Raw genomic sequence first — 24,661 nt, 5'->3', positions numbered from 1 at the left:
ATGATCCAGGCATCTAAACGGCTTACCCGGCGCGTGCTATTGGGCGCGGCCGGTTGTCTATTATTAGTGTTCGGCGTCGGAAAGAAGAACGTTTCTGCGGGCGAGGGTGACAGCGTTGCCAAGCCGGCGCCCGCGCCGCCGCCACAGGAGCTGTGCATCGAATGTCTGGCCAAGCGCGCAAAGCAGCGCACGGCCTTTATAAATAAGTGGGTGTAAGTATGGAAAAGTATCAGCATGTCGATGCGCTCGCCACAGTGGCTTCAAATCATCCCCAGTGGAATTGGTACGCCATCGCTGACAGCGCGCAGAATAGTGACTTGCCGGGTGCGCTGACGGCAGCCGGCGGTGAGGTGAAATGCCTGCTGGGCGCCACGCAGGGCAGTCCGTTGGCGGAAAAGTCGCCCCATCTGGTCGCGCTGCCCAGTCCTGCGCGAGGCGGCGGTGCCTGGGAGTGGATCGGCCACACAGCCAAGCGTCAGCCTTGTGTGACCGTGATCGCCAGCCGGTTGCCGTTTGACGTGCTTTTCGAGCAGTTAAAGCAGTTTGCCGAGATCCGCCTGCCCGACGGCACCGAAATGTTCTTCGCCTTCTGGGACCCGGCCATCCTCGGCACGCTGATCGGCCAAAAGGACGATGCCACCTTGCATGTACCAGGCCCGGTGCTTGATGAGGAGCAGCGCAAGATGTTGTTCGGCGGCTTGTCTGGTTGGTGGTATTGGGACCGCGACGGCACCCAGCATTCCGTCGAAATCGGTGGCGAGGCGCCCACGGTTCGCCTGACAAAACCATTGATGCTCGGGCAAGGACAAGTAGATGACTTGGTTGAGGCCAGCTTGCCCGACCACGTGCTGTTTTATGTCGACTTGAACCAGCCATTCTTATTGAACGACATTCCGCCGAAAGACCACTATTCCTATGTGGCGAAGGCTTTGACAGGCGCGCGGGAAATTGGTCTGGAGACCATGCAAGATTTGGTGAATTACGTTTGCGTGTCGCTGATCTATGGCTCTCGGCTGCGGGAAGATAAAGACCTGTTAGCGCTGTTGGCTCGGGTGAAAAGCGGCGAAATGCGGTTCTCCGCCGCAATGAGTCTGATGCCTGAATAGTCGGTGCGCATCGACCACTGATCTCGATCCCCCATTGAATAATGGATTGGAATATGTTGAAAACAAAAATGGCGAAGGTTACTGGAGCAAAGCGGCGCAAGATCATGCTTGCCGCTTGCGGTTTTCTTTTACTTAACGCTTGTGAGGCTAAAGATATGCGTGTCGTACTGGATTTGGTGTTGTTCAACTACCTGGACCGACCGATTTTCGCGGTGAACGTGGACGGTGTCGGCTACGAGGTGTCTGGCGCCTATCCAGAGACCGGCAAAAGCACGACAACCGGCTTTGCGTTGACGCTGGGCCCCAAAGTCGTCACGTGGAAGCTTGATGGACCGAAAGGAACGCCTCGCAACGGCGAAACGGTTCATAACAAGAACGCTTTAGCGCTGACCCAGAGCGAAATCGTACCCGGTGCGAAGTTTATCTCTGTTCACATTTATCCTGACGACACAGTTGAGCTCGTAACCTCGGCCCACTTCCCCCGCGCAACCGCGCGGGGTGAAAAGGTAGCCGCAAAAATGGACGATCGGCATGGGAAATGAAGCGATACCTGCGGTAGCGGCTGCTTCCCGCGATGTTCCCGATGAACCGGCAGGTCCATTCCAGGACTGTCGCGATGTTGTGCATATCAGCCTGTTCTTTGATGGCACCGGCAACAATCGCGAGGCCGATAACGCGGACAAGAAATGGAGCAATGTCGGACGTCTGTTGATGGCCATGCGCCAGCAAGACAACGTATATCCGGTCTACATCTCCGGCGTGGGTACGAAATTCAACGGCACGGCTGGTAATTGGCTGGATTCCGCCGGGGTGTGGATCGAAGATCACATCGAAGGATTAGGCTTTGGTGGTGGTGGCGAGCGCAGGCTTCGGCAGGGTGAGGACGCAGTCAACCAACGCATGTTCGATGCGCTTCTTGTGCAGGCGAAAGCGCAAGGCCTTGAGGTGGAAAAATACGCCGCTGCCGCTAGCGCCAAGGGCATGGCGCAGGTCCACGAAGCCCTGGCAAAACACCGTCTGATCAAAATGATCGACATGTCCTTCTTTGGTTTCTCGCGCGGCGCGGCGCTAGCCAGGGCGTTTTCCCATCGCATCATCACGAACTGCAAGAAAAGCGGCAATGATCTGTTGCTCGAAAATTATCCGATGCGCCCCAGCTTCCTCGGCATTTTCGACACCGTCGCGTCTTTCGGACTTCCTGCGCACAATGTCCAGCTACCTTTCCGTGATCGTGAACTGGTCGTTTCGCCGTTGATAGAACGTTGTGTTCACTATATAGCGGCGCACGAGGTGCGCGTCGCATTCCCGGTGGATCTGATCAGGAAAAATGGGAAGCTGGCCGGCGAGTGGGTGGAGAACGTTTATCCGGGCGTCCACTCCGATGTCGGCGGCGGTTATGCTGCGGACGACCAAGGCATCAAGAATAATTACGCTCGAATTCCGATGCGCGACATGATGCGCGAGGCCGTCTTTAACGGCGTCCGCATGAAAAGTTATAAGGAGATCGAGGCCAAGACGTACATGCTCTTCACTGAGCGGTTTGAATGTCTGGAAACCACGGAGGCTGCATATCGCGACTATATTGCAGCCTGCGGCGCCATGAGTGGGACAGTAGAAAACCAGATGAAACGCCACCTCGAGGTGTTCTACAGCGCCAGTGGAACCATACATCGCCGAGGTATCGAAACGCCGGGCGCTCGCAGCCGTGCGGCGAGTACGTTTAAATCGTTGGGCCCAAAAGGAATGGCATGGGAAGTGGACCGCTACCGCGAAGTGGCTAAAACCGGTGAATGGCTGCGGATTGGCGGTAGTGCCGTCAATAGCTATGCGCAGTATATTAAACCCGAAGACTGGCAATTGTCCGCTTGGGATAAGCCGGCGAACAACGGCGTGGTGAACTTCGTCTCCACGTTCATCCATGACTCGAAGGTCGACTTCATCGGCAATATCGAGCCGTTCAGCTACTTCAAACCACGCGGGGTCTGGGAATCGAACGTCAGTGTCTGGACCGAATGGGGTAATTGGGTTGTTGCCAAGAGCGATGCCGTGAGCAAAACCGTCGGGGATGCCTACGACTCCGGCAAACAGCAGGTCGGAGAAGCGGTCGACGCCACTACCAAGGCCGCCAAGGACACCGCCGAAGCGGCGCAGCGCAAGGCCGAAGAGGCAGCGGCGTACACCAAACGTAAAGCCGAGGAGGCGGCGGCCTACACTCAGCGCAAAGCGCGGGAAGCGGCCGACTATGCGCGGCAAAAAGCCGATGAGGCGGCAGCAGCGGCCAAGCGGGCGTATGACGCCACCGCGAAGGCGGCTAATGACGCTGCCGAGGCCGCCCAGCACCAGGCGCAAGAGGCTGCGGCCTATGCGCGACGGAAAGCGCAGGAGGCATCCGACGCGGTGGAGGGCGCCTATAACGCCACAACCAAGGCCGGTAGAGATGCGGCCGCTGCTGGGGCTAAAAAAATTGGTGATATCGAGGACGGGGCTGAGAGGTTGTACGACCGGGGTATGAACTGGATTAAGCGTACAGTGAGGGGACAGTGATGGTGGTCTTCAACCTTCCGAGGATATGGCCCGATACTCATCAATGAGCATATTGACTTGGCAAACTAAAGGTTGTGCCGCGTGCCGGCATCTGTGGGAGTCGGGCGGCCGGCCTCCGCAGTTAGCCACCAATTTAGAGCTACACTCGCGTCTTTACCGTTGTACGACTTGCCGGAGTTATTGGGAAGAGAGTGAGCGTTATGCGGATGTGGTGCCGGAGAGCACAGTACTGGCCGACTATCCGGATGTGATCCGAAAGTTGAAATGACCTTTGACAGCGACAGGCACGGTGCCTCGGTCTCTTGGCACTATGGCGCGCTTGAAGTGCTATCCAAGCGGGCAGTGCCTCAATTTATTCTATCGGACGAAATATGCCCGTGTTCTTGGGGCTCAGGACTCGAAATCCCTTAAATAGGCTAAACCGTGCGTCTTTGCGACACTTCTTCAAAGTTTCGTCATAGGGCCGCTTCGTAGAGATAATAATCTCCAATTGGGGGGCGGCTTAGCTAGCTTCTCGGATTTTTTCGTCAATTTAATGTCCATTTGTATGGGTAACGCGAGCCCTAATGCTGCCGCCACCTTGTCGATGTTCCGTGTGGAAGAAATAAAATCTTCCAACTCATAGCGACAGTTACTGCCAAAACCCATGCTACTTCGGAGGATGGCGTCGCTTAAAAGCGCCACACAGGAAATCTGATTTTCGCAACAAGAAGCCTGCACCTAAGAACATTACAACTGCGAGGATCATGATAAACGAGCTAACTGATCAGCGCTGCCCAAAGTTTTATCAGTTGAGACTATAGTCATGATTATTACTCTCGTTTAGCTCAGGTCCTATCGCCGTAAGCACTTCAGCGGGCCAACTTATTGAGGTTGATGTCGAGTAGCTGAGCCACGAAAATATGCCCAGCAGTGTAAATATAGGGATTGTAATTGGAAAAAAAAATAGCCAAAGAATGGTTAAGAATCTCGCGTTCTTCCACCATTTTTTGAAGTTTTCACCGTATGGCCCAGACCGCGCCATAGATTGGAGAAAGCTGGCTGGCTTTTCAATATTTCTGATCATTTCTCCTGGTGGCAAGCGCGGACCGCCTTCTTCCATAAATCTACGCACGTGTTCATACACCGCCGGAACAGTCTGCTCACCATGATAGATACTATTGCCTAACATAAAGCTGTCGATAATAGTTTGATCACTGTCACTCTTCTGAACGCTGAAAACTAGCGCATGCATACGATTTAGTGTGGAGCCGTCTGCATTGAAGGCCACGTGGTGCTCTGCCTTCACTAGATCCCAATCATGCATTACTACTTTGAGTGGCCACGATGCCAACAATCCTCTCCATCCGGGTTTAGTCTCACTCAAGATTCTGTAAATTTTTCTGTTTTTTCGATCAAAGATTATTGGCTCGTCAATAGGGCGAAAAAATTCGGTACGTAATGCCTTTAAGAAAACAAAAAACGCAATCGTATTGCCAATTGCCAATATGGCAAACGTCACGATAAAGTCAAACCAAGAAAATCTCTTAATCAGCCCGTCAATAAACATGAAATCTGCACAACCTACCCCCACTAAGAGCAATGAACCGAAGAAAGCTACCATTCCTCTACTTCCATCGGCGCTCCCCTTGTATTCAATTGAATCAGGGAATTCCTTCTTTATGAGGTTAAGTGCGATTGCAGAGGTGGATGCTTGAGTGCCCTTTTTGTAGGTCGTTACCACGCCTGATAATTTATTTTTGGAAGTTGAAGAACTCAAAATATTTTCCTTGCTATTTTTAGACGGTGGGTCTTACTGTCAAGATTTTTGTTTTTCCGCCTCTATCCGTGACTGTTCGATGACTTTTTCGAGCGCCGCTTTCTCGGCTGGCCAATCTCCCTTGGGAAACATGTCATCTCGTTTTCCACTGAAAATGATGCCGCCATCTAATCCAAAATAGCTTCGGGCTAGCCAAACTTGTAGGTCGGTGGGTGTGAGGATAATCGCGCCGACCTGAAAAGCCACACTTGCACCGAGCAAAACCAATCCGACGCCAGATGCGGTTAATGCCACTCCGCCTACGGTCGCCAAGACGGCATTGGCGCCTAAGCGAACCCCAACCGTTCGGACGACGGCGCCGCCTATAGCTCGTGCCGAAAGGCTGCTTGCGACATAGCCCGTGGATATGACGCTGGCAGAGACCATTGTCCCGAAAGAGGCGCCTGCCGACAGCAGGTAGAGCCGGCTAGCGGTGGTATTGCCTGCGTCTGCTTGATCATTTCGCTTCTTATACGAGGCGACCATATTGATATACCCTCCGGCGATGCCGGTTACTCCTCCAAGAAATCGCATGGCTCCGAGTCCCATGCTTTTCTCAATTGCCGCTTCGGCTGCGTGGGTCCCAACTTTGCGCGTCAGGTAAATCTGTCCGTATGCCCCGAACATCTGCAGTGCGCCACCACTAAAGCCCACTATACTATCCAGTAGTCCATACGTCGCGTCTAGCCTCGCGCTGTCGGTGTCTGCCTTACTTAACGCCGCCATCCCATACCACATGCCTATAGTCTGGATCACCATGCTTCCAAGAGCTAGTCTTCCGTCTAAGCTTTTTGATAATTCCAATAGATTGGCCCCGGTGGCTGTTCTGTTCATCGCGGGAATGGCGTTACGGATCATGTTCGAGGCTTTCCCTGCCATGCTCGCTTGACGCTGATATAAATCTAGAAAGGCTTGTTTGGAAAGAATCGGGGCTTTTCCCATCGCTGATTTTGTTGCTGCATTGGTGCCGCCGGTTCCCATTTTTACCTTGCCATTGGCGGAGGATGTTGTCATTGAAGGAACGTCACCCCCGAAAGCCTTGATTGCCTCTGTATCGGTAAGCAGAGTCAAGGTCACCATCTTGCCAGCAGTTCGATGCTCTTCGATTCTGGTTTTCGTTATACCCACATTCTGACCTTGGCGGGCTGCCATAATCGCGAGTGCCTCGTCAGGACTGACGTTCATCCTGATCAAAACGGGCAGCTTCGGCGCATCACCCTTAAGTGCGCCTTCCACGGCGTATTCCAACAATTTCTGGAATTTCATCAACGTCTGTAATTTTTCGAGGGCCTTTGCTGCGATAGGGTGAGTAGAAGCTATCGACATCGCCGCTCCCGTCAACGCTGTAATTTGTCCAACGCTGTATAGCGCCAACGCGTGACCGATCCAGCCGTGCGATTGCATGACGCGGTCTGATCTTACAAGTTCGCTATATCCCTTCAGCATATCGAACGTTTTGTCGCGCATGCCGTCACCACCAGGATCGCCATTTAATTGGGCAAGCGCAGCCACTACCAAATTTTCCTTATTACCGATAGTAGCCCGTACGGCCGAAGCATCCGCTTCTGTAATGGGTCGATCGAGCATTGCGACATAACGCTCGGTTACCGAACCGGCGGTCATTGGTGCAGGCGTATGAATCAAATGGTTTTCATGGGCGTAAATCACGCTGTCGAGGCCAGGATTCGAAGCGGACACTTCGGATTGGGGATCGAAATGACGAGCAAAGTACATCAGCGTTTGTGCGTCTTCAGCGGCCGAGAACCAGTCCTCTTCCATTTTTCGAAGTGGATCGTAGTGCTCGACTTTCATCCGCTGGTTGAAGTTGTTTACCCAGTTCGATCGCGCCTCTTCGTCAACGTATTTCGAAAATTTTGACCAGCCTTTCGCTGCTTTTTTCTCAGTCCACTCCCGGAGCCGGTTCGCATGGTTAGGATAAAAAAGCCACACAACTTGCTCTTTATCAAGGATGGCTTTGCGCATAAATGGGGCTAACCGAAAGCCTGGTTCTGTAAGCAGCGCATTCGCTTCGGCAGTCGTGAGCACCCGGCCAGTGGTTCCATCCGGCCACTTTTGATTCTTGAAGGCCCGCATGGTGGTTAACGGCGTAACTTCCTCAAAACTTTCGGCGTCTGCAGCATCAACTTGAGATTTCTTCAGACCTAGAACTACATTGGAACTATTAATAGGATGTGCGATTTCGGGTTTCGCAAATTCCCGTTTGACAGGCTCGTTGCGACGGACCCGAAGGGCGTTCAGTTCGGCAGTAATGCCAATGGGGTCGCGCAAAACCACCGCCAATTCTTTACCGGCAGTCTTCGCATGCTTCGCAGCAGCGGCCGTCAATCCACCCGCCAACTCATCGACGCTTCTCGCCACGCTATTAAACGCAAAGTCTTGCTCCGCTGAGCCGTCCATAATGTAAGAGGTCAACGCGCACTCCAGCACTTGGGCCTTGAGTTTTTGCGCGGTCGGAGTGAAAGTGTTCGGTCCGTTCGCCCTCAGGGAGACCTGCTGCATCACTTTTGCGTCACCACCGTTTTTCTTGCGCAACGTGTCGTTCCAAAGGTTGGCGCTGTATGCGATCCAGATCTCAGCGATCTTGTCAGCTTGAGGGATGCTCAGTACCTTCATGCCTGTCGCGATGTGGACTGGTCGCTCGCAGGCGAAGGGCTCGCTCGGCTGGTCAAACAACGCATGTTCCTGCGGGAGGATATCGGCCTGCTCGGTCACCCGGTAGACCCGCCAGTGCGTCATTCGGGGTGGAGGGTTGGGAATGTAGACGTGCACATAGCCCGCGCGCAGCAGGCGCAGTCCAAAGCGGGCCTCGGTTGGCAGGCGAGAGGGCAACAGGCCGGCGACAGACGCCGGTTCGGCGGCAACGCTCTGCGAGCCAGGGGCGAGTAGCAGAGGGCTTTTGGAGATGGGGCTAGGGCGTAGCAGCAGCAGCGAGAGCGAGCTTTTTTTGCATACGTCGCAACCGGTAGTCGTGGCCATGTGTATCTAAATCCTTAGTTCAATCAAATCGGGCGGTTTTCTCCGCCTGTTGTATTAATGTGATGAGGTCGCGGTGCAAAAAGCTCACCGGCTCGGCAGGCTCGCTTTCCGAACCTGGGTCGTCCAGCAGTTCTCGGATCGCCCGCAGCTTCGCCATCGATGGCCGCCACATCGCCAGCGCACCCCATACGGTGTCATCGACGTCGCTCTTGAAACGATGCGGCCATCGGAGCGCCGCGTCTGCGGCGAGGCGGCGCGCCGTTTCGGCGGAGGAGTAGGTCGGCGGCGCTATCATGGCATCGGTAAAGGTCGTCTCCCCTAGGTAATGGGCGATCGCTCGATGCAGCATTTCGCCGCCAAGCATCCTTTGCCATTCAGTCTCGTCCAGGCGTAGTCGCTCGCGATGCTCGCCAGGCGATTGCAGCAGGCACAGATCGCCATCCGCTTTCAAATAGGTCCAGCTCTGAAGGCGACAGAATTGCACGGCGACACGGCTTTGGCCGGCGACGTGGCATAAGAGATCAAGCACCCGGCGATCGCCCAGGCGCAAGTAAGTCGCCTTGGTGTTCGCATCGGTGTTGACTCGGCACATTGCCGCAACAAGCGCTCCGAGCTCCGGCCAGCGCATGCTGCTTTGCAGCCAGCCGCCGATGCGATGGGCTGAGCGGCCTGTTCCATCGAGTCCGCCAGACTGCGACGCGAGGCGCTCTTCTTCTGCGATGGCGAGTGTGACCTCCAGCAGCGGGTCGTCCGGTCCCAGCAGTTGAATCAGGTAAGGATGTTGATGCGCGGGCAGCGCAATGCTCTTGGCAAGCTCCACCGGGACGATGTCGCGCCCCCAACCTTGCATGCGTTGATCAGTCGCGTCTGATCCAGGCGCGGAGGTGCTGATGCCGGGCAGGGGCTCGCCAACCATCGGATCGACCAGCACAAACAGCGGTGTAACAGGATCGATGCTCGCACGTAGCTGAGCGAGCTTAGATTGCACTTGCGCCCCCCGTGGCGGCATCCGACTGTGCTGATGAGCATTCAGCCAGCTTGCCGACGGCCGGCAACTTCAACTTGCTGGACGAACTTGATGGCCCGGTCAGCTCCTTGGCGCTTGCTTTAAAGGTGATCGTACCCGGGCCGTGAAGCATAATATTGCCACCCTCCATCTTCAGGCTAGCACCTTGGGAGGTCAGCGCAAGATATTGCTTGGCGCTGGCAGTGATGCTTTTCCCCACACTGGTCACGGTCACCGCTTTGTCGGCAGTGAGCTTCGTTTCGTCCGACTGGCTTTGAGCGCTGACCTTGCCGCTGGCCGCGTGCAAACGAATACCGAGTTCCTTGTTTGGTTTTTCAGCGTTGGTCGCCTTGCCATAAGTGAATAGGCCGATGCCTGCTGCCACCGCATGGAATTTATTGCCTTGGGCCGCGAAGTTGATGTCGTGGCCGGCGCTCAGATTGCCGGTTTTGCCGGAGGCGAGCAGGGCGTTGGCCGGCGTCGCCGCCACGATCCCGGTCGGGCTCGAAAGTTGCGCATGGGCCTCGGTGTATGCGGCGGCCTTGAGCGCTTCGGATTGGCCGCCGGAGTCGGAGGACGATCCGCCATCCGTTCCACTCAGCACTTCACCTACATGCTTCACCTGTTTGATCGACAGCAGTTCCGCCGGTGCCGGTTCGTCCTTAAGTTTCGCGTTATGTTTCTGCGCCATCTCGACCAAATCGGTTTGCAGCTGAAAACTCTCTTCCAGCTGTGTGATGGCTTCCTTCGAATCCATCTGGCTGCCGGTCGCACTGCCGCGCGCGTCGCTTGAAAGCAGCACGCCTTTGCCGGCGCGCACGGCGATGCTGTGCTCGGTCTTGAGCTCGGCGCCGAAGCCGGCCGCCTTAAGGCGCTGGTTGTCGCTCTGGTGCAGCAGGTGGCCGAGATTCAACTCGGCCGTGCCCTGGTGCGCGGTGGCGTGGCGCTGCAGCCCCAAGCGCGACTGCCCTGGACTGTCGTCGAACACCAACTGGTTGTACGCGCCACTGCCGCCCTGGCTGGACTGGATCGCTTGCGTCTTGATGCCCGACAGTGCCGCCGGATGCGCGTGGCCGCTGGCCTCGCCGGGGAACCAGGCGGGCGCGTTGCCGGTCGCCACGCCGGCGCCGCCGGCCACCTGATTGTGCTGGGCATCGGCTTGGCCGCGTCCGTTATAGACGGTTCCCAGCACTACCGGGCGGTCGATGTTCCCTTCGAGGAAATCGATCAGCACTTCCTGTCCGATGCGGGGCAGGGCGCTGCTGCCCCAGTTGGCGCCGGCTACCGGCGCCATCGGGGTCGCTACACGCACCCAAGTGCCGGCCTGGTCGTCGCCGGGCGCGCCGGTGTGGCCGTCGGGCATCGGATGCTGAAGTCGGCTATGGCTTTGCGCGCCGCGCTGCCAGTGAAACTGCACTTTGACCCTATGATCGCGGTCGGTGTGGATCGGCGCGCCGGGCGGGCCGACCACGATGGCGGTCTGCTGTCCGTGGATGGTTGGGCGCGGATGGAGCAGCTGGCCGTGGGCGTCCGTGCCGATGGAGCGGTATGGGATATTGCTGCGGATGGCGTCGATGCGGTTGCGGTACAAAGGCCGCTCGCCCATGGCTTTGCCCACGGCGTGCAGGCTGGTCTTTTCCTCCTCGCCGATCAGGGCGTCGAGCAGGCCCTGGCCGATCCGCTGCATCAGGCTCGACTTCAGGTCGGCGCTAAGGTTGTTGTGCATCAGGTGCACGGTGCGCACCACCAGGAAGCTGCGCTCGTCGTCGCTGCCGGCCAGATCGAACTGGGCCTGGCCGGTGAGGGCGAACGTGGTGCCGGGCGAGAGCGTGCGCACGGTGCCGGCGCCGACATGGATTTCCTTGCTGGCCTCGAACGCCTGCAACTGGTTGTCGGCGATGCGCTGGCCTTGTTCGCGCGACTGGTAGGCGTAGGCCCCGGGCGCGTCGCGGCTGACCAGCGGCGCGCCGTCGCCGCCGTCCGCGCTGGCGGCGCCAACCGGACGGGTGTCCAGCGAGCGGTAGTCCCAGCTGCTCAGCTCAATGGCGTTGGTTTGCAGGCGCAGCTCGGTGCGCCAGCGGTCCAGCGTATCTTGTTGCATGGTCGCGCCGGGTTGGCTGAAGGCGATGCTGGCCTGTGCGTTGGGCTTGAAACTGCCGTTGTGGTCGGCGATGACCATCGTGTGGCTGCCCAGGCCGGGACTGGCAGCGTCGCCGCTGTGTTCGAAATAATCGAACAGGCCTTCCTCGTGCATAAGCCGCCGGGCGAAGGCGAGGTCGCTTTCCTGGTACTGCGTGGTGATGCTGCGCTTGGGATAGACGGCGCGGTCGAGGATGTCGAAGCGCCACGCCGGCGCCAGCTTGCCCTGGCCCTGGTAAGCGCCGAAGACGGTGTCGAGGATGTCGAACACCGTCATATCCTGAAAGATACGGCTGTCGCGTCCACGCGCGAGGAAGGCGGTCCAGGGTTCGACGGTGAGGTTGTAACGCGCGAAGCCGCCGTTGGCGCCGGCCATGTCGATGGCGGTGACGTGGCCGTGGAACGGCCGCAGCTGGTCGCGGCTGGCGGCCGTCATCAATTCCAGCAGGACCGGCTGGCCGATCAGCGATTTGAGCGAAATGGCGGCGTCGGTCGACAGCGAGGCGATCTTGAAGCTGAAGCCGGTGCCGATGCCTTCCTCGCCGCGCACGCACTCGGCCAGCAGCACGTCCGCGCCCAGCGGCGTGGTGAGCTTAAGTATCCGCGTGCTTTGCGTGAAGCCCGCGAGCAATGAGGCGGGCGAGCTGTTTTGCGACGAAACCGGTTCTGACATGTTACTTCCACTCCAGATATGCCGCGCTGGGACCGCCAACGCCGGGCTAGATATAATCCATGCAAGATTACACCCTAGAAAGTACTGTTTGACAAGAGCGATTCGATTGGCGACCCAATCGGAGGGCGCGCAAGACAAGTCAAAGCACCGCAGCCGCCCGGCGGGGCCGCCGTGAGAAGTGCCATGCTCTAACATTTCTTTCGTGTTTTCATGTACGATACCGGATTCGTCAATGCATTCGCGGCGAAATCATGGTAGTGCTTGCCGCCCGCCGCAAGGCGAGCGCGGAGGGTTGTTAATTTAGGGCAAGAGGATCATTGCACGTGCTTCCTTCATGTCCCGATCTCTTGGAGACGGAATGGGAGCTTCGCGCCCACCTTTACAGCGGGCAGCCGGTCTGGTCATACTGGCATGTGTCCTGGCCGTGACCACCGCGGTGGCGGCCGAAGCTTGGCGCTGGTCGCACACCGCCCAGTCCGGCGGCAAGCCGGTCGCCAGCCGATCCACGGCCGCGCCCACCGATCCGACCCTGACCGAATTGTCCCGCGCCATCATTCCGATGCCCAAGGGCGTGCCGTCCGCGCACGCCAGCGCGCTGGCCAGCCTGCCCGGCGGCGATCTGCTTTCCTTCTGGTGGGCCGGCAGCCGCGAGAGCGGTCCGGACGTCAAGGTCTACGCCTCGCGCTGGTCCAACGGCAAATGGAGCGATAACTGGGAAGTGGCCAGCCGCGCGTCGCTCGGCGCCGTGCTCGGCCACGGCGTGCGCCGCATCGGCAACCCGGTCGCCTGGACCGCCACCGACGGCACCGTCCACCTGTACGTGGTCGCCACCGGCCTGGGCGGCTGGGCCGCCTCGCGCATCGTGCAGATGGAGTCGCGCGACCAGGGCGCCAACTTCACCGTGCGCCGCGTGCTGCCGATGTCTCCCGTCTTCAATACCAGCGTGCTGGTGCGCTCGGCGCCCATCGGGCTGGCCGATGGCGGCTGGTGGCTGCCGGCCTATTTTGAAATCGGCAACAAATATCCGATGCTGATGGCGTTCGACGCCAGCGGCGCGCCGCAGCGCCTGACGCGCATCGGCGCGCGCACGCAATCGCTGCAGCCGACCCTGGTGCCGGTGTCGGCCACCGAGGTGCGCGCGTGGATGCGCGACGCCGGCGAGGACCGGCGCGTGCAGCAAGCCTTCAGCCGCGACGGCGGCAACAGCTGGCACGACATGGACGCGACGCCGATGTCCAACCATGGCACCGCGCTGGCGGTGCTGCGCCTGACCAACGGCAGCTTCCTGATGCTGCGCAACGACGGCGCCGCCGGCAAAATGGCGCGCAGCATCTTGTCACTGTCGATCTCGACCGACGCGCACGCGTGGCGCCCGCTGACCGATATCGTCAGCGGCAAGCCCGGCGACGAGTTTTCGTATCCGGCGATGTATCAAGTCGGCGATGAACTGCATATCACCTACACTTATCAGCGGCGCGCGATCGCGCACCACCGCCTGAAAATCCATCCCGGGAAGGACCCGTTATGAGCTTGCCTGATCTCGCCCTGCAGATCGTGTACGGGCGCCTGGCCTGGGCGCTGGTCGCCGCCGCGATGCTGCTGGCGATCTTGCCGGTGTTAAAGCCGGCGCTGTTTTCGACGTGGCTGTCCAAGCTGTCCCCCAAGCCGTCTCCGGTGGTGTTCGCGCTGCGCCCGCGCCGTTCGATGGCCAACGCGGCCTTCGTTCCCGGCGTGGTCATCGTCATGCTGGTGGTGATGGCCTTGCCCGGCGCGGCGTCGCCGGCCTACTGGCTGACCCTGGTGTTCCAATATCCGAGCGCGCTGCTGGCCGGCTTCAGCCTGGTGTCGCTGCACGCGCGCTGGCAGGGCCGGCCGGTCCTGCTGGTCATGCCGCCGGCCCTCGCGGTTCCGCTGGTCGTCGCCGGCCTGGTGCTGTATCTGGAGGCCTTCGGCGTGCTTGCCCTTGGCCTGTATTCTAGCGGCTTCGGCGCCGTCGCCGCGCCCCTGGTCGCTTGCGCGGTCGCCATCGCCTGCGCGCTGGCCATCGTGCGCGACCGGGCCGTCGCCGGCGCCGCCGCGCTGCTGGTCGCTGTGCTGCTGTTTTCGGTGCTGCGCCTGCCGTCCGGCAACCTGTGGGATGCGCTGCTCGACCCGCTGCTGTGGTCGTGGGCGCTGGGGTCGACGATGGTGGCGCTGGTGCGCCAGCGCGCCGCCCGCCGCGCCGAGCTGGTGTCGCCGTTGGCCGAGCCGGACAGCTCGCCGATCCCGGAACCGGTGCTCGCGCACGCGGTCGGCAATGAACAAATTTAATCAGCAATGGAGCAATGCATGGTAAAGAACAAGTGGTATGTTCACCCGGTGATCGCGGTCGGGGTCGTCGTCAATATCTTCGTGATGGCGCTGGCGATCCTGTGGAAGGGCGACCAGAGCGCGCTGTGGCGCCTGGTGGTGGAGGATGGCATCGTCGAGTGGATGCAGTTCCTGTGCTTCACCGTCACCGCCGGCATGCTCGGCTTCCTCGCCGTCGAACAATGGCAGCGCACGCCGAAGATCAACCTGCAACTACTGGCCTTCGTCGGCCTGACGGCGCTGGTGGCGCTTGCCGCGCTGGAGGAAATCAGCTGGTTCCAGCGCATCCTGCACATCGCCTCGCCGGAATACTTCCTGGCCCATAACCGCCAGTCCGAGACCAATCTGCACAACCTTGCCGTCGGCAACGCCAGCCTGCACAAGGCCGTGCTGCTGAAGGTCATCGCCATCGTCGGCCTGACCCACAACATCATCCTGCCGCTGCTGGCGCGCAAGCGTCCGGGCATCCAGCGCTTTGTTGAAAGCTTCGGCCTGTACCTGCCGCCGCTGTCGGCGTCGGTGATCTACATCGCCCTGGTGGCGCTGTCGCACCTGGTCATCGACCACCCGCGCAAGGGTGAGCTGGGCGAGATGTTCGGCGCCGTCCATTACATGACCACCGTGTTTGCCGCCTATTACATCGGCGTGGGCTACGGCAAGCCGCCGGTGTTCGAGCAGCCGGCCGACAGCCGCCGCGTATCGACCTTGTTCGCGATGGTGGTGGTGTTCCTGCTGTTCACCGCCTGGCTGATGAGCGCCGGCGCCGGCGCCCCGCAATACATGGCCTCGCATCCGATAGTTCCCGGCGCCGCCGCCGACTGACCCGTCTTCAGGGACCGTTATGAAACTACCTTCGAATAGCCTGTTGAACCGCTGCGCGGCCAAACTCGAAAGGCTGACCGCCTGGGCCGGTCCGTTCTCCAGCTTGCTGCAATTGCTGCTGCTCGGGCTGCTCATCCTGTCGCTGTCGCGCGCCGGCCTGGTTGCCTGGCAATGGAGCAGGGTGGCGCCTACCGGCATTCCGCTGCGGATATTCGTCCAGGGTGTGCGGGCCGATCTGATTTTGCTCGGCTATTTCCTGGCGATCCCGCTGGTGCTGGCGCCGCTGCTGGCGCACCAGCGCACGCAGCGCCTGTGGCGCCTGTTGTCGGTCGGCTGGGCCACATTCGCGTTGATCTTCATCGTGTTCATGGAAGTGTCCACGCCGCAGTTCATCATGCAGTTCGACGTGCGGCCGAACCGGCTGTTTATCGAGTACCTGTCCTACCCGCACGAGGTCATCGCCACTCTGTGGAACGGCTTCCGCATCGCCCTGGTGCTGGGCGTGATCGCCACCATCTTGCTGGGCGTCGGACTGTACCGGCTGCTCAAGGCCGCCTCCGCCAACATGACCACCTGGCGTCCGCTGAAGTTGTTGCTGGTGTGGCCGCTGCTGGTGTGCCTGGTGTTCGTCCAGGTCCGCTCGACCACCGCGCACCGGCCGGCCAATCCGGCGCTGTTCGCGCTGACCGGCGATTCTATGGTCAATTCGCTCATCATCAACTCGCCGTGGTCGGTGTTCGACGCGCTCAACTCGATGAGCAAGGAAGCCAATTCGTCCGAGATCTACGGCAAGTACCCACGCGAGAAAGTGTTCCAGGTCGTCAAGAGCGCACCGTGGCTCAAGGATGCGCAGTTCACCTCCGCCGAGTTGCCGACCCTGCACAAGCAAGTCGCCACCGCGCAGCGTGAGCGTCCGCTCAATCTGGTCATCGTGCTCGAGGAAAGCCTGGGCGCGACCTTCGTCGAATCGCTCGGCGGCGTGCCGGTCACCCCCGAGCTGGAAAAGTTGAAGAAGGAAGGCTGGTGGTTCGAGCAGCTGTACGCCACCGGCACCCGCTCGGTGCGCGGCATCGAGGCGGTCGTCGCCGGTTACGGCCCGACCCCGGCGCGGAGCGTCGTCAAGCTGTCGCTGGCGCAGCAAAACTTCTACACGCTGGCGCTTGGCCTGGGTCAGAAGGGCTACCACACCGAATTCGTCTACGGCGGCGAAGCGCACTTCGACAATATGCGCGGCTTCTTCACCGGCAACGGCTTCCAGAAGGTGGTCGACCGCCGCGACATGAAGCCGGTGTTCGAAGGCAGCTGGGGCGCCTCCGACGAGGACTTGTTCGACAAGTCGCTCGAACGCCTCAAGGCGCTGCACGCGGCCAACAAGCCGTTCTTCAGCCTGATCTTCACGTCGTCCAACCACGAGCCGTTCCAATTCCCGGACGGCCGAATCCAGTTGCACGACGCCGAGAAGCAGACCGTGAACAACGCCGTCAAGTATGCGGACTATGCGCTGGGCCGTTTCATCGCCCAGGCCAAGAAAGAGGCCTACTGGAAGGACACCGTGTTCCTGATCGTCGCCGACCACGACAACCGGGTCTATGGCGACAGCCTGGTGCCGATCAATAAATTCCACATTCCCGGCCTGATCATGGGCGCGGACATCCAGCCCAAGGTCATCAAGACCATCGCCAGCCAGATCGACCTGGCGCCGACGATGTTGTCGCTGATGGGCGTGTCGAGCGAGCATCCGATGATCGGCCGCGACTTCGCGCGCGACAGCGACACCCCGGGGCGGGCCTTGATCCAGTTCGACAATTACTTCGCGTGGCTGGAGGGTTCGTCGGCGACGATCCTGCGGCCGGGCCAGGAGCCGTTGTTGGGCAAGTACGACGCCGCCACCAAGACCCTGACCACGAGTTCGACGCCAGCCGACCCGCAACTGGTGGACAAGGCCATGTCGCACGTGGTGCTGCCGTCGATCCTCTATCGCGAACAGCGCTACAAGTTACAGAAGTAAGCCAACGCGGCGGCGCGGTCTTTCCCGGGGCCGCCGCGAGCAATACAGCTGGAAGTCCGCATCGCGCCGGACGCTCAACACCCAGCAGCAGGCGCCCGGCCGCCCCCGCCGCCCGGTCGGCGGCGTAGCTATCGTGGCGGTAGTTGCCAACGGAAATTAGTGTTGTTACAATTTACGTATTTTGGCAATTTTTGATCTGCTATCTTGTCCTCAGTGATCTAAACGGCGCGCAGTTTCCGGCTCGCCCAACCGCTGATGTTCGAGGACCAGATGCCACAGCTACCGCCAGCAGCACTGAGTTTGACCTCCGAATGGTTCACCCGGCCCGGACACGAACGCCAACTTTTCCCCATCCTTGACAGGCTGGTCGCCGACATCCATGCCGGCGAGCCGGATACCCTGATCTACTTTGTGCACCAACCCTTGCCGTCCGCGGCGGGGTTGCAATCCCTGCCGCCGCTGGCGCCCAATTCACTGCTGTTCCCATCCCACTCTTTGCAGAAAGGCCCGCCGCTGTAGCGTCACCCATTTGTTTGACGATCTTCCTCCAATAATTCAATAAGATAGGAAAGAACATGCTACTGAGCCGACTATTCCTCTTCACCGCCTGCACCTGCGTGGCCCTGGGCGCCGCGGCGCAAACCCCGAATCCGTTCGCCAACTCCGCCAATCCGTCGCCGCCGCCGTCCGAGTATTCGGGGCCGATGTTCAAGCTGAGCTACGCCTATCCGGCCAGCGCGCCCAAGCCGCCGATGCCGTGGCAAGCGGCGATTAAGAACCAGCCCATTTCCGTGGCCAACGCCAGCGCCTACGCCGAAGCACTGAAGGCGTCGATCGGCGACGACATGCGGGTGCTGCTGCAAGACTACAAGAACTGGGACGCCGGCAAGCGTGGGTGGTACAACGAGCCTTGGATGGCCTCGGTGAAGGGGGACGGCACACGCGAACCGATACACGGCATGTATGTCGGATCAAGTGACTTGGACGTTTCATTGTTTCAAAAAAGCGGATTGAACAAGTCTTTCACCACTTACGTGCTGACCTACTACGACCGGACCGCCGCCGTCACCTTGAACAAGATCTGGGGCAGTAGCGGGATGCAACCGGTAATGACGAAAGAATCTACCCAGTTCCCCGAAGGTGCGATCATCGTCAAGGCCGCATTTACCACCGTCAGCGCCAAGGATTGGCCCGTCATGAAAGGCGCGTTGTCCTGGCCTGCGTACATCACGACGAACGTGACCGACTATCCGCCGCCGCCGAACAATCCGAACTTTTCGCCGCCCCGGAAGCTCACGGACACGTATCTGATGCAGTTCGACATTATCGTCAAGGACAGCGTATCCGCGCCCGCGACCGGCTGGGTGTTCACCACCCTGGTATACGACAGCCGGATCACCTCGCCTGACGTCTGGAAAAAAATGGTGGTGATGGGCGCGCAGTGGGGTAACGATCCAGTGCAGAAATACGTTCCGGGCCCTCAGCCACCTCTGGTGCAGAATTGGGTCAATCCGCAGGCCCCGCCATACGCGAGCGAGACGTTGGGGTGGGGCGGGCGCTTGTCCGGCCCCAACGATGGCGCGATGAATGACATCGTCTATCCCTACGGCGAGAACAAGTCCGCACCATTTTCAAATACAAAATTCAAGTCTGTCAAAAACGCTCAAAATTCGTCTTGCATGAGTTGTCACAGTTCGGCGCAATGGAGCGTCGCAGCCAATACCAGCCCGTCCTTCCTGCTGCCGGCGCTGGCGAATCCGCTCCTTCAAGCACCCACCATTAATGAAACAACCGACTTTGTCTCCCCCGAACCGGGCTCGGAGTTATGGCTGAAATGGTTTCAGAATCGCAAGGGCGATGACCCCATGGATGCCGGCAACATCGCGGCCGACTTCGATATGGTGCTGACATTCAAGTCGCTTCCCGCCTGGCATAAAGCGACGCACCCCAATCCCACGCGCGGCGCCCTGCAATTTGACCTGAGGGGCAAACGCGTCGTGCCGCTGACCCAATCGACACCCGCCAAGTGAGGAGCGATCATGAGCCACAACTACAAGTGCTTCCTGGCCGGGCCGCATGCCGGGTCCGGTGGTAACAAGCAGGGCTACCCCGTCCCCGGCGCGCAAACGGCCGATGCCGACCGCGTCGCCGGCGCCGCCTTCTTCACCGGCCACGGCGACTGGGACGCCGTCGCCAACGCCAACTACGACTTCATCGTCATCGGCACCGGGCCGACCGCCGTGGCCTTCGTCGAGCAAAGCCTCAAGCACAATCGGCACGCCCGCATACTGATGCTCGAACGGGGCGGCTTCTGGCTGCCGACGCACTACCAGATGCTGCCGGCCGCGTTCCAGGCCACCACGTCGGCGCAAACCACCTACCCGTGGTCGCGCACCACCGACATGGCGACCACCGGCATGAAGTTTTTCCAGGCCGGCTACATTCCGGTCCTGGGCGGACGCTCGACCTATTGGAGCGCCTGGTGCCCCGCGCCCGATCCCGGGCTGATGCGCGACTGGCCGCAAGCGCTGATCGACGTCACCTTGCAACCGGGCTTCTGGGAGCGCGCCAAGACCTTCCTGCACGTGCAATCGATGAGTGACATGCGCGACGGCGTCTACGGCGAACTGCAGCGGCAACTGGACGACAACTTGCGCGAGAACTACCAGCGCCACGTGCCGACGGCGCAACATGCGTATCCGGCGCCGATCGCGGTGGGCAACCCGGACTGGAAGGGAGTGAAGTTCTACAAGTACTCCACCGTCGGCACGCTGCTCGACCTGGAGCAGCATCAGCAGGGCCTGGCGCAGCACGGCCATGGCGCGCCGCTGAGCATTGTCGACCGCTGCCCCGTCAACCGCTTGCTGCATGACCACCAGGGCGGCGTGACCGCGATCGACACCGGGCGCGGCGTCGTCACGGTCGGCGCGGCGCGCATCATCCTGGCGATGGGGACGATCCCACCGGCGACGCTGCTGATGAACTCCTTCGGCGACCTGCTGCCCAATGCCGGGCGGCGCTACACGGGGCACTTCATGTCGCACGTGACCGCGCGCGTGAACAGGTCCGCATTCAAGGATTTGTCGGCGCTGGAAATCGCCGCGCTCTACCTCGACGGCAAGGATGCCGCCGGCTTCCAGTACCACGTCCAGGCCAGCGCCTTCGCGGTCGCCGATCCGGCCGCCGACGCCGGCACGATCGCGCACGAGGCGCCCGACGCGGCGGCGATCGCGTCGCCGCAGCAACTGGCCGGTTCGGAGGGGTATGTGGTGTTCGTCTGCGCGACCCTGGGCGAGGTGAACGAAAAGAATTCGCGCAACTGGATCCGGCGCAATAGCGGCGCCGAGCCGACGACCAACATTAGCGTTCAACTGGAAACCGGACCGGAGGAGCTGGCGTTGTGGGACGTGCTCGACGAGGCAACCTATCAAACCATCGGCGCCCTGGTCAGCCGGGGCGGGACGGCGCCGCCGGTCGAATACTGGACCGACGCGGACGAGGGCGACGGCGGCGCATGGGGACCGGCGCGGCCCCCGCGCGGGAAAATCCGTCTCAATGTAATCGTGCACGAGGCCTCGGCATTGTGGATGGGCGAGGACCCGGCGAGCTCGGTGGTCGGCCTCGACTACCGTCCGCACGGCGTGCGCAACGTCTATGTCACCGGTGGCGCGATTTTTCCCACGTCGGGCTCCTGGAATCCCACGCTGACCATGTGCGGACTGGCCCAGGACCTGGCGGACAAGTTGCGTTAGCGCGGCGTCACCCCGCCGTCACCCGCCGCCGTCCGCCACGCGAGAACACGCGTGGCGGGCGCCCGCCGGGAGCGGGCCGCGCCGGCGCGCGCGTCCGCACTCCTTGAAAGTCTCTTCGCTTCATTTCCTTCCTCTCCGCAGTCCGCATTACCACTTCCCGGGTCCGGCCGATAGCTTTTCGCCGTCATCATTTATGGGGACAGACGTCCCCGATCCTCCTGACTAATATGTACACATTACAAATATAACCATGTGCCAGCCGGCGGCGAAACGCGGCCGCCCGGCACGTCCGACCCGGTCCTATTGCCATGTCCGTCATCGACTTTGATTTGCTGCTGCAAGACGTCAACGCAGACGATCCGTGCGGACCCAACCTTGAGTACGATCCCGATTTCGTCGCGCTCGAGTCGGAGGTGGCGGGCAAGCCCGAGGTGCAGTACGGCGCCACCATCACCGCCGCCGTGCCGCCGGACTGGAAGGCCATCGACCGCACCGCGCGCGCCTTGCTGCTGCGTAGCCGCGACCTGCGCCTGGCCGTGCATTTGCTGCGCGCCGGCCTGGCGCTGCATGGGGTGGCGGGGCTGGCCGACGGCCTGCGCCTGATCCAGCGCTTGCTCGAGGAGCAGTGGGACGGCGTCCATCCGCAGCTCGATGCCGACGACGACATGGACCCGACATTGCGCATCAATTCCCTGCTGATCCTGAACGACCACGCCACCGTGCTGCGCGACCTCAAGGAAGCCTGTCTGATCGTGCTGCCCGGACTGGGACGGCTGACCCTGAAGATGCTCGAAATCGCCACCGGCGAGCTGGCGCCGCTGCCGGGTGTGGAGAAGGTGACGCTCGCGTCGATCGAGCTGGCGATGCGCGACGCCGACGCCGCGGCCCTGACGGCGGCGCGCCAGGCCATCGCGCTTGCCTGCGACAGCGCGGCCGGCATTGAAGCAGCGCTTGAGCGCCACGTCGGCGCCGCCCAGTCGCTCAGCCTTGACGGCCTGACCCGGTTGCTCAAGCGAGGCCGCGAGTTTCTTGGGGTCGAAGCGGTCGCCTTGCCCGACGATCCAGCGGCCGCTGTCGATGCAGAGGGCGCCGTAGGCGCTGACGGCGGCCGCCGGGCCGCCCCGATCAGCGGCGAGATCGCCAACCGCGCCGACGTCGAGCGCGTGCTCGACAAACTGATCGGCTATTACGAACAGCATGAGCCGTCCAGTCCCTTGCCCATGCTGCTGCTGCGCGCCAAGCGCCTGGTGGCCAAGAGCTTCATGGAAATCCTGGAGGACCTGGCGCCCGACGGGATACAGCAGGCCAGTTTGATTCGGGGCCCGCAGGGCGCATCGGAGTAAAGAGTCGCCGGCAAGACGGCAATCGTGTTGTTCAATCATGGAGGACGTATCGTGGCCAAAGAGAGCAGTCAGAAATTCATCGCGCGCAACCGCGCCCCGCGCGTGCAGATCGAGTACGACGTCGAGGTCTACGGCGCCGAGAAAAAGGTGCAACTGCCGTTCGTGATGGGCGTGCTGGCCGATCTGTCGGGCCAGCCGGCCGACCCGCTGGCCCCGGTGGCCGAGCGCAAGTTCCTCGAGATCGACGTCGACAACTTCGACGAGCGCCTCAAGGCCATGAAGCCGCGCGTGGCGGTGCAGGTGCCCAACACTCTGAGCGGCGAGGGCAACCTGAGCGTGGAAATGACGTTCGAGAACATGGACGACTTCACGCCGGCGGCGATCGCCCGCAAGGTCGGCCCGCTCAACAAGCTGCTCGAGGCGCGCGGCCAGCTGTCGAACCTGCTGACCTACATGGACGGCAAGACCGGCGCCGAGGACCTGATCGCCAAGCTGCTGAGCGAACCGGCGCTGATGCAGGCGCTGACGTCGGCCCCGAAACCGCAAGAATAATATCTGACCGTCCTGGAGAAACACTATGGCTGAATTGAACGAAGCAGAAGCACCGCTTGCCGTCGCCACGCTCGAGATGAGCGATTTCGGCAGCCTGCTGCAAAAGGAATTCAAACCGCAGTCGGACAAGGCCAAGGAGGCCGTCGAGAGCGCGGTGCGCACCCTGGCCGAGCAGGCGCTGGTGGGCAGCAACATCATCTCGGGTGACGTGCTGGCCACCATCGAGGGCCTGATCGCCGCGCTGGATCTGAAGCTCAGCGAGCAGATCAACTTGATTCTGCACACGCCGGAGTTCCAGGCGGTGGAGGGCGCCTGGCGCGGCCTGCACCATCTGGTCAACAACACCGAGACCGACGAGATGCTCAAGATCCGCGTGCTCAACATCTCGAAAAACGAGCTCGGCAAAACGATCAAGAAGTTCAAGGGCACGGCCTGGGACCAGAGCCCGATCTTCAAGAAAATGTACGAGCAGGAGTTCGGCCAGTTCGGCGGCGAGCCTTATGGCGCCATCGTCGCCGACTACTACTTCGACAACAGCGCGCCGGACGTCGAGCTGCTGACCGGCATGGCCAAGGTGGCCGCCGCCGCCCACGCGCCGTTCATCTCGGCGGCCGCGCCGTCGGTGATGCTGATGGAATCGTGGCAGGAGTTGTCGAATCCGCGCGACCTGACCAAGATCTTCCAGACGCCGGAACATGCAGCCTGGCGCTCGTTCCGCGAGTCCGAGGATTCGCGCTATGTCGGCCTGGCGATGCCGCGCTTCCTGGCGCGCCAGCCGTACGGCGCCAAGACCGATCCGGTCGAAGCGTTCGACTTCGAGGAGGACACCTCGGCGCCGGGCAGCAAGAACTACACCTGGGCCAATGCGGCCTACGCGATGGCGGTCAACATCAACCGCTCGTTCAAGGAGTATGGCTGGTGCTCGCGCATCCGCGGCATCGAGTCCGGCGGCGCGGTCGAAGGCTTGCCGGTGCATACCTTCCCGACCGACGATGGCGGCGTCGACATGCAGTGTCCGACCGAGATCGCCATCTCGGACCGGCGCGAGGCGGAGCTGGCCGCCAACGGCTTCATGCCGCTGGTGCACAAGAAAAACACCGACTTCGCCGCCTTCATTGGCGCCCAGTCGCTGCACAAGCCGGCCGAATACGACGATCCGGACGCCACCGCCAACGCCAACCTGGCCGCGCGGCTGCCGTACCTGTTTGCCACCTGCCGCTTCGCGCACTACCTCAAGTGCATCGTGCGCGACAAGATCGGCTCGTTCAAGGAGCGCGACGAGATGCAGCGCTGGCTGACCAAATGGATCAACCAGTACGTAGACGGCGATCCGGTCAACTCCAGCGAAGGCACCAAGGCGCGCAAACCATTGTCGGCCGCCGAGGTGGTTCTGGAGGAGGTCGAGGGCAACCCCGGCTACTACACCTCTAAGTTTTATCTGCGCCCGCATTACCAGCTTGAGGGTTTGACCGTGTCGCTGCGTTTGGTCTCCAAGCTGCCATCGGCGAAGGCCGGCTAAGCTTCGCTTTTTTCACATAAAACCGCCGGCATGGCGCCGGCACACAGGAGAAA

At 60.9% G+C, this 24,661-nt stretch carries 18 protein-coding genes; 14 read left to right on the top strand and 4 right to left on the bottom strand.

Annotated elements, in window-relative coordinates:
- The 4 genes from AC0IYS_RS16980 to AC0IYS_RS16965 are packed head-to-tail and all read left to right on the top strand — an operon-like array spanning position 1 to position 3,650.
- On the top strand, positions 1-216 hold the full coding sequence (locus AC0IYS_RS16980; protein WP_471706268.1) for a hypothetical protein: 216 nt from the start codon (positions 1-3) through the stop codon (positions 214-216).
- A 2-nt stretch (positions 217-218) separates the two neighbouring features.
- Positions 219-1,106 carry a DUF4123 domain-containing protein gene (locus tag AC0IYS_RS16975; protein ID WP_471706267.1) on the top strand — a complete coding sequence of 296 codons (888 nt, stop codon included), beginning with the start codon at positions 219-221 and terminating at the stop codon, positions 1,104-1,106.
- Positions 1,107-1,159: 53 nt separating this feature from the next.
- Positions 1,160-1,648, top strand: coding sequence for a hypothetical protein (locus AC0IYS_RS16970; RefSeq protein WP_471706266.1), 489 nt, complete (start codon positions 1,160-1,162; stop codon positions 1,646-1,648).
- Positions 1,638-3,650, top strand: a complete 2,013-nt coding sequence (locus AC0IYS_RS16965) for a phospholipase effector Tle1 domain-containing protein (RefSeq protein WP_471706265.1) — start codon at positions 1,638-1,640, stop codon at positions 3,648-3,650. The genes AC0IYS_RS16970 and AC0IYS_RS16965 overlap by 11 nt, the downstream gene beginning before the upstream one ends.
- Before the next feature lie 787 nt (positions 3,651-4,437).
- Here the strand turns inward: AC0IYS_RS16965 and AC0IYS_RS16960 are convergent.
- From AC0IYS_RS16960 to AC0IYS_RS16945, 4 genes are read right to left on the bottom strand one after another with little or no spacing between them, the layout of a single operon-like run.
- Positions 4,438-5,409 (bottom strand): DUF6708 domain-containing protein, encoded by a 972-nt coding sequence (locus AC0IYS_RS16960; RefSeq protein WP_471706264.1) that lies wholly within the window; start codon positions 5,407-5,409, stop codon positions 4,438-4,440.
- A gap of 39 nt (positions 5,410-5,448) precedes the next feature.
- Positions 5,449-8,445: a T6SS effector BTH_I2691 family protein gene (locus tag AC0IYS_RS16955; RefSeq protein ID WP_471706262.1), complete on the bottom strand. Its 2,997-nt coding sequence runs from the start codon at positions 8,443-8,445 to the stop codon at positions 5,449-5,451.
- Positions 8,446-8,464: 19 nt separating this feature from the next.
- Positions 8,465-9,433 (bottom strand): hypothetical protein, encoded by a 969-nt coding sequence (locus AC0IYS_RS16950; protein WP_471706261.1) that lies wholly within the window; start codon positions 9,431-9,433, stop codon positions 8,465-8,467.
- Complete coding sequence (locus AC0IYS_RS16945) at positions 9,423-12,263, bottom strand: type VI secretion system Vgr family protein (RefSeq protein ID WP_471706260.1); 2,841 nt, start codon at positions 12,261-12,263, stop codon at positions 9,423-9,425. Before AC0IYS_RS16945 ends, AC0IYS_RS16950 begins: the two co-directional genes overlap by 11 nt.
- 424 nt (positions 12,264-12,687) lie before the next feature.
- Between AC0IYS_RS16945 and AC0IYS_RS16940 the strand changes: the two genes are divergently transcribed.
- The 10 genes from AC0IYS_RS16940 to tssC all read left to right on the top strand — a co-directional run bounded on the left by AC0IYS_RS16940 (position 12,688) and on the right by tssC (position 24,608).
- A complete protein-coding gene (locus tag AC0IYS_RS16940) occupies positions 12,688-13,791 on the top strand; it encodes a sialidase family protein (RefSeq protein WP_471706259.1) in 1,104 nt (367 codons plus the stop codon).
- Positions 13,788-14,573 carry a hypothetical protein gene (locus AC0IYS_RS16935; protein ID WP_471706258.1) on the top strand — a complete coding sequence of 262 codons (786 nt, stop codon included), beginning with the start codon at positions 13,788-13,790 and terminating at the stop codon, positions 14,571-14,573. The genes AC0IYS_RS16940 and AC0IYS_RS16935 overlap by 4 nt, the downstream gene beginning before the upstream one ends.
- Positions 14,574-14,591: 18 nt before the next feature.
- Positions 14,592-15,434 carry a hypothetical protein gene (locus AC0IYS_RS16930; RefSeq protein WP_471706257.1) on the top strand — a complete coding sequence of 281 codons (843 nt, stop codon included), beginning with the start codon at positions 14,592-14,594 and terminating at the stop codon, positions 15,432-15,434.
- A gap of 19 nt (positions 15,435-15,453) precedes the next feature.
- Positions 15,454-17,442, top strand: a complete 1,989-nt coding sequence (locus AC0IYS_RS16925; protein WP_471706256.1) for an LTA synthase family protein — start codon at positions 15,454-15,456, stop codon at positions 17,440-17,442.
- Positions 17,443-17,697: 255 nt separating this feature from the next.
- Complete coding sequence (locus AC0IYS_RS16920) at positions 17,698-17,961, top strand: hypothetical protein (protein ID WP_471706255.1); 264 nt, start codon at positions 17,698-17,700, stop codon at positions 17,959-17,961.
- 56 nt (positions 17,962-18,017) lie between these two features.
- Positions 18,018-19,472 carry a hypothetical protein gene (locus AC0IYS_RS16915; protein ID WP_471706254.1) on the top strand — a complete coding sequence of 485 codons (1,455 nt, stop codon included), beginning with the start codon at positions 18,018-18,020 and terminating at the stop codon, positions 19,470-19,472.
- A 9-nt stretch (positions 19,473-19,481) separates the two neighbouring features.
- A complete protein-coding gene (locus tag AC0IYS_RS16910) occupies positions 19,482-21,194 on the top strand; it encodes a GMC oxidoreductase (protein ID WP_471706253.1) in 1,713 nt (570 codons plus the stop codon).
- A 308-nt stretch (positions 21,195-21,502) separates the two neighbouring features.
- Positions 21,503-22,537, top strand: coding sequence for a type VI secretion system protein TssA (tssA, locus tag AC0IYS_RS16905; RefSeq protein WP_471706252.1), 1,035 nt, complete (start codon positions 21,503-21,505; stop codon positions 22,535-22,537).
- 51 nt (positions 22,538-22,588) lie between these two features.
- Complete coding sequence (gene tssB / locus AC0IYS_RS16900) at positions 22,589-23,089, top strand: type VI secretion system contractile sheath small subunit (RefSeq protein ID WP_471706251.1); 501 nt, start codon at positions 22,589-22,591, stop codon at positions 23,087-23,089.
- 25 nt (positions 23,090-23,114) lie between these two features.
- Positions 23,115-24,608 carry a type VI secretion system contractile sheath large subunit gene (gene tssC, locus AC0IYS_RS16895; RefSeq protein ID WP_471706250.1) on the top strand — a complete coding sequence of 498 codons (1,494 nt, stop codon included), beginning with the start codon at positions 23,115-23,117 and terminating at the stop codon, positions 24,606-24,608.
- Positions 24,609-24,661 lie beyond the last annotated feature (53 nt).

The sequence above is a fragment of the Duganella sp. AC237 genome (genome assembly GCF_979254035.1).
Note: the sequence above shows the minus strand (reverse complement) of the source record. Positions and strands in the feature narration are given on the sequence as shown.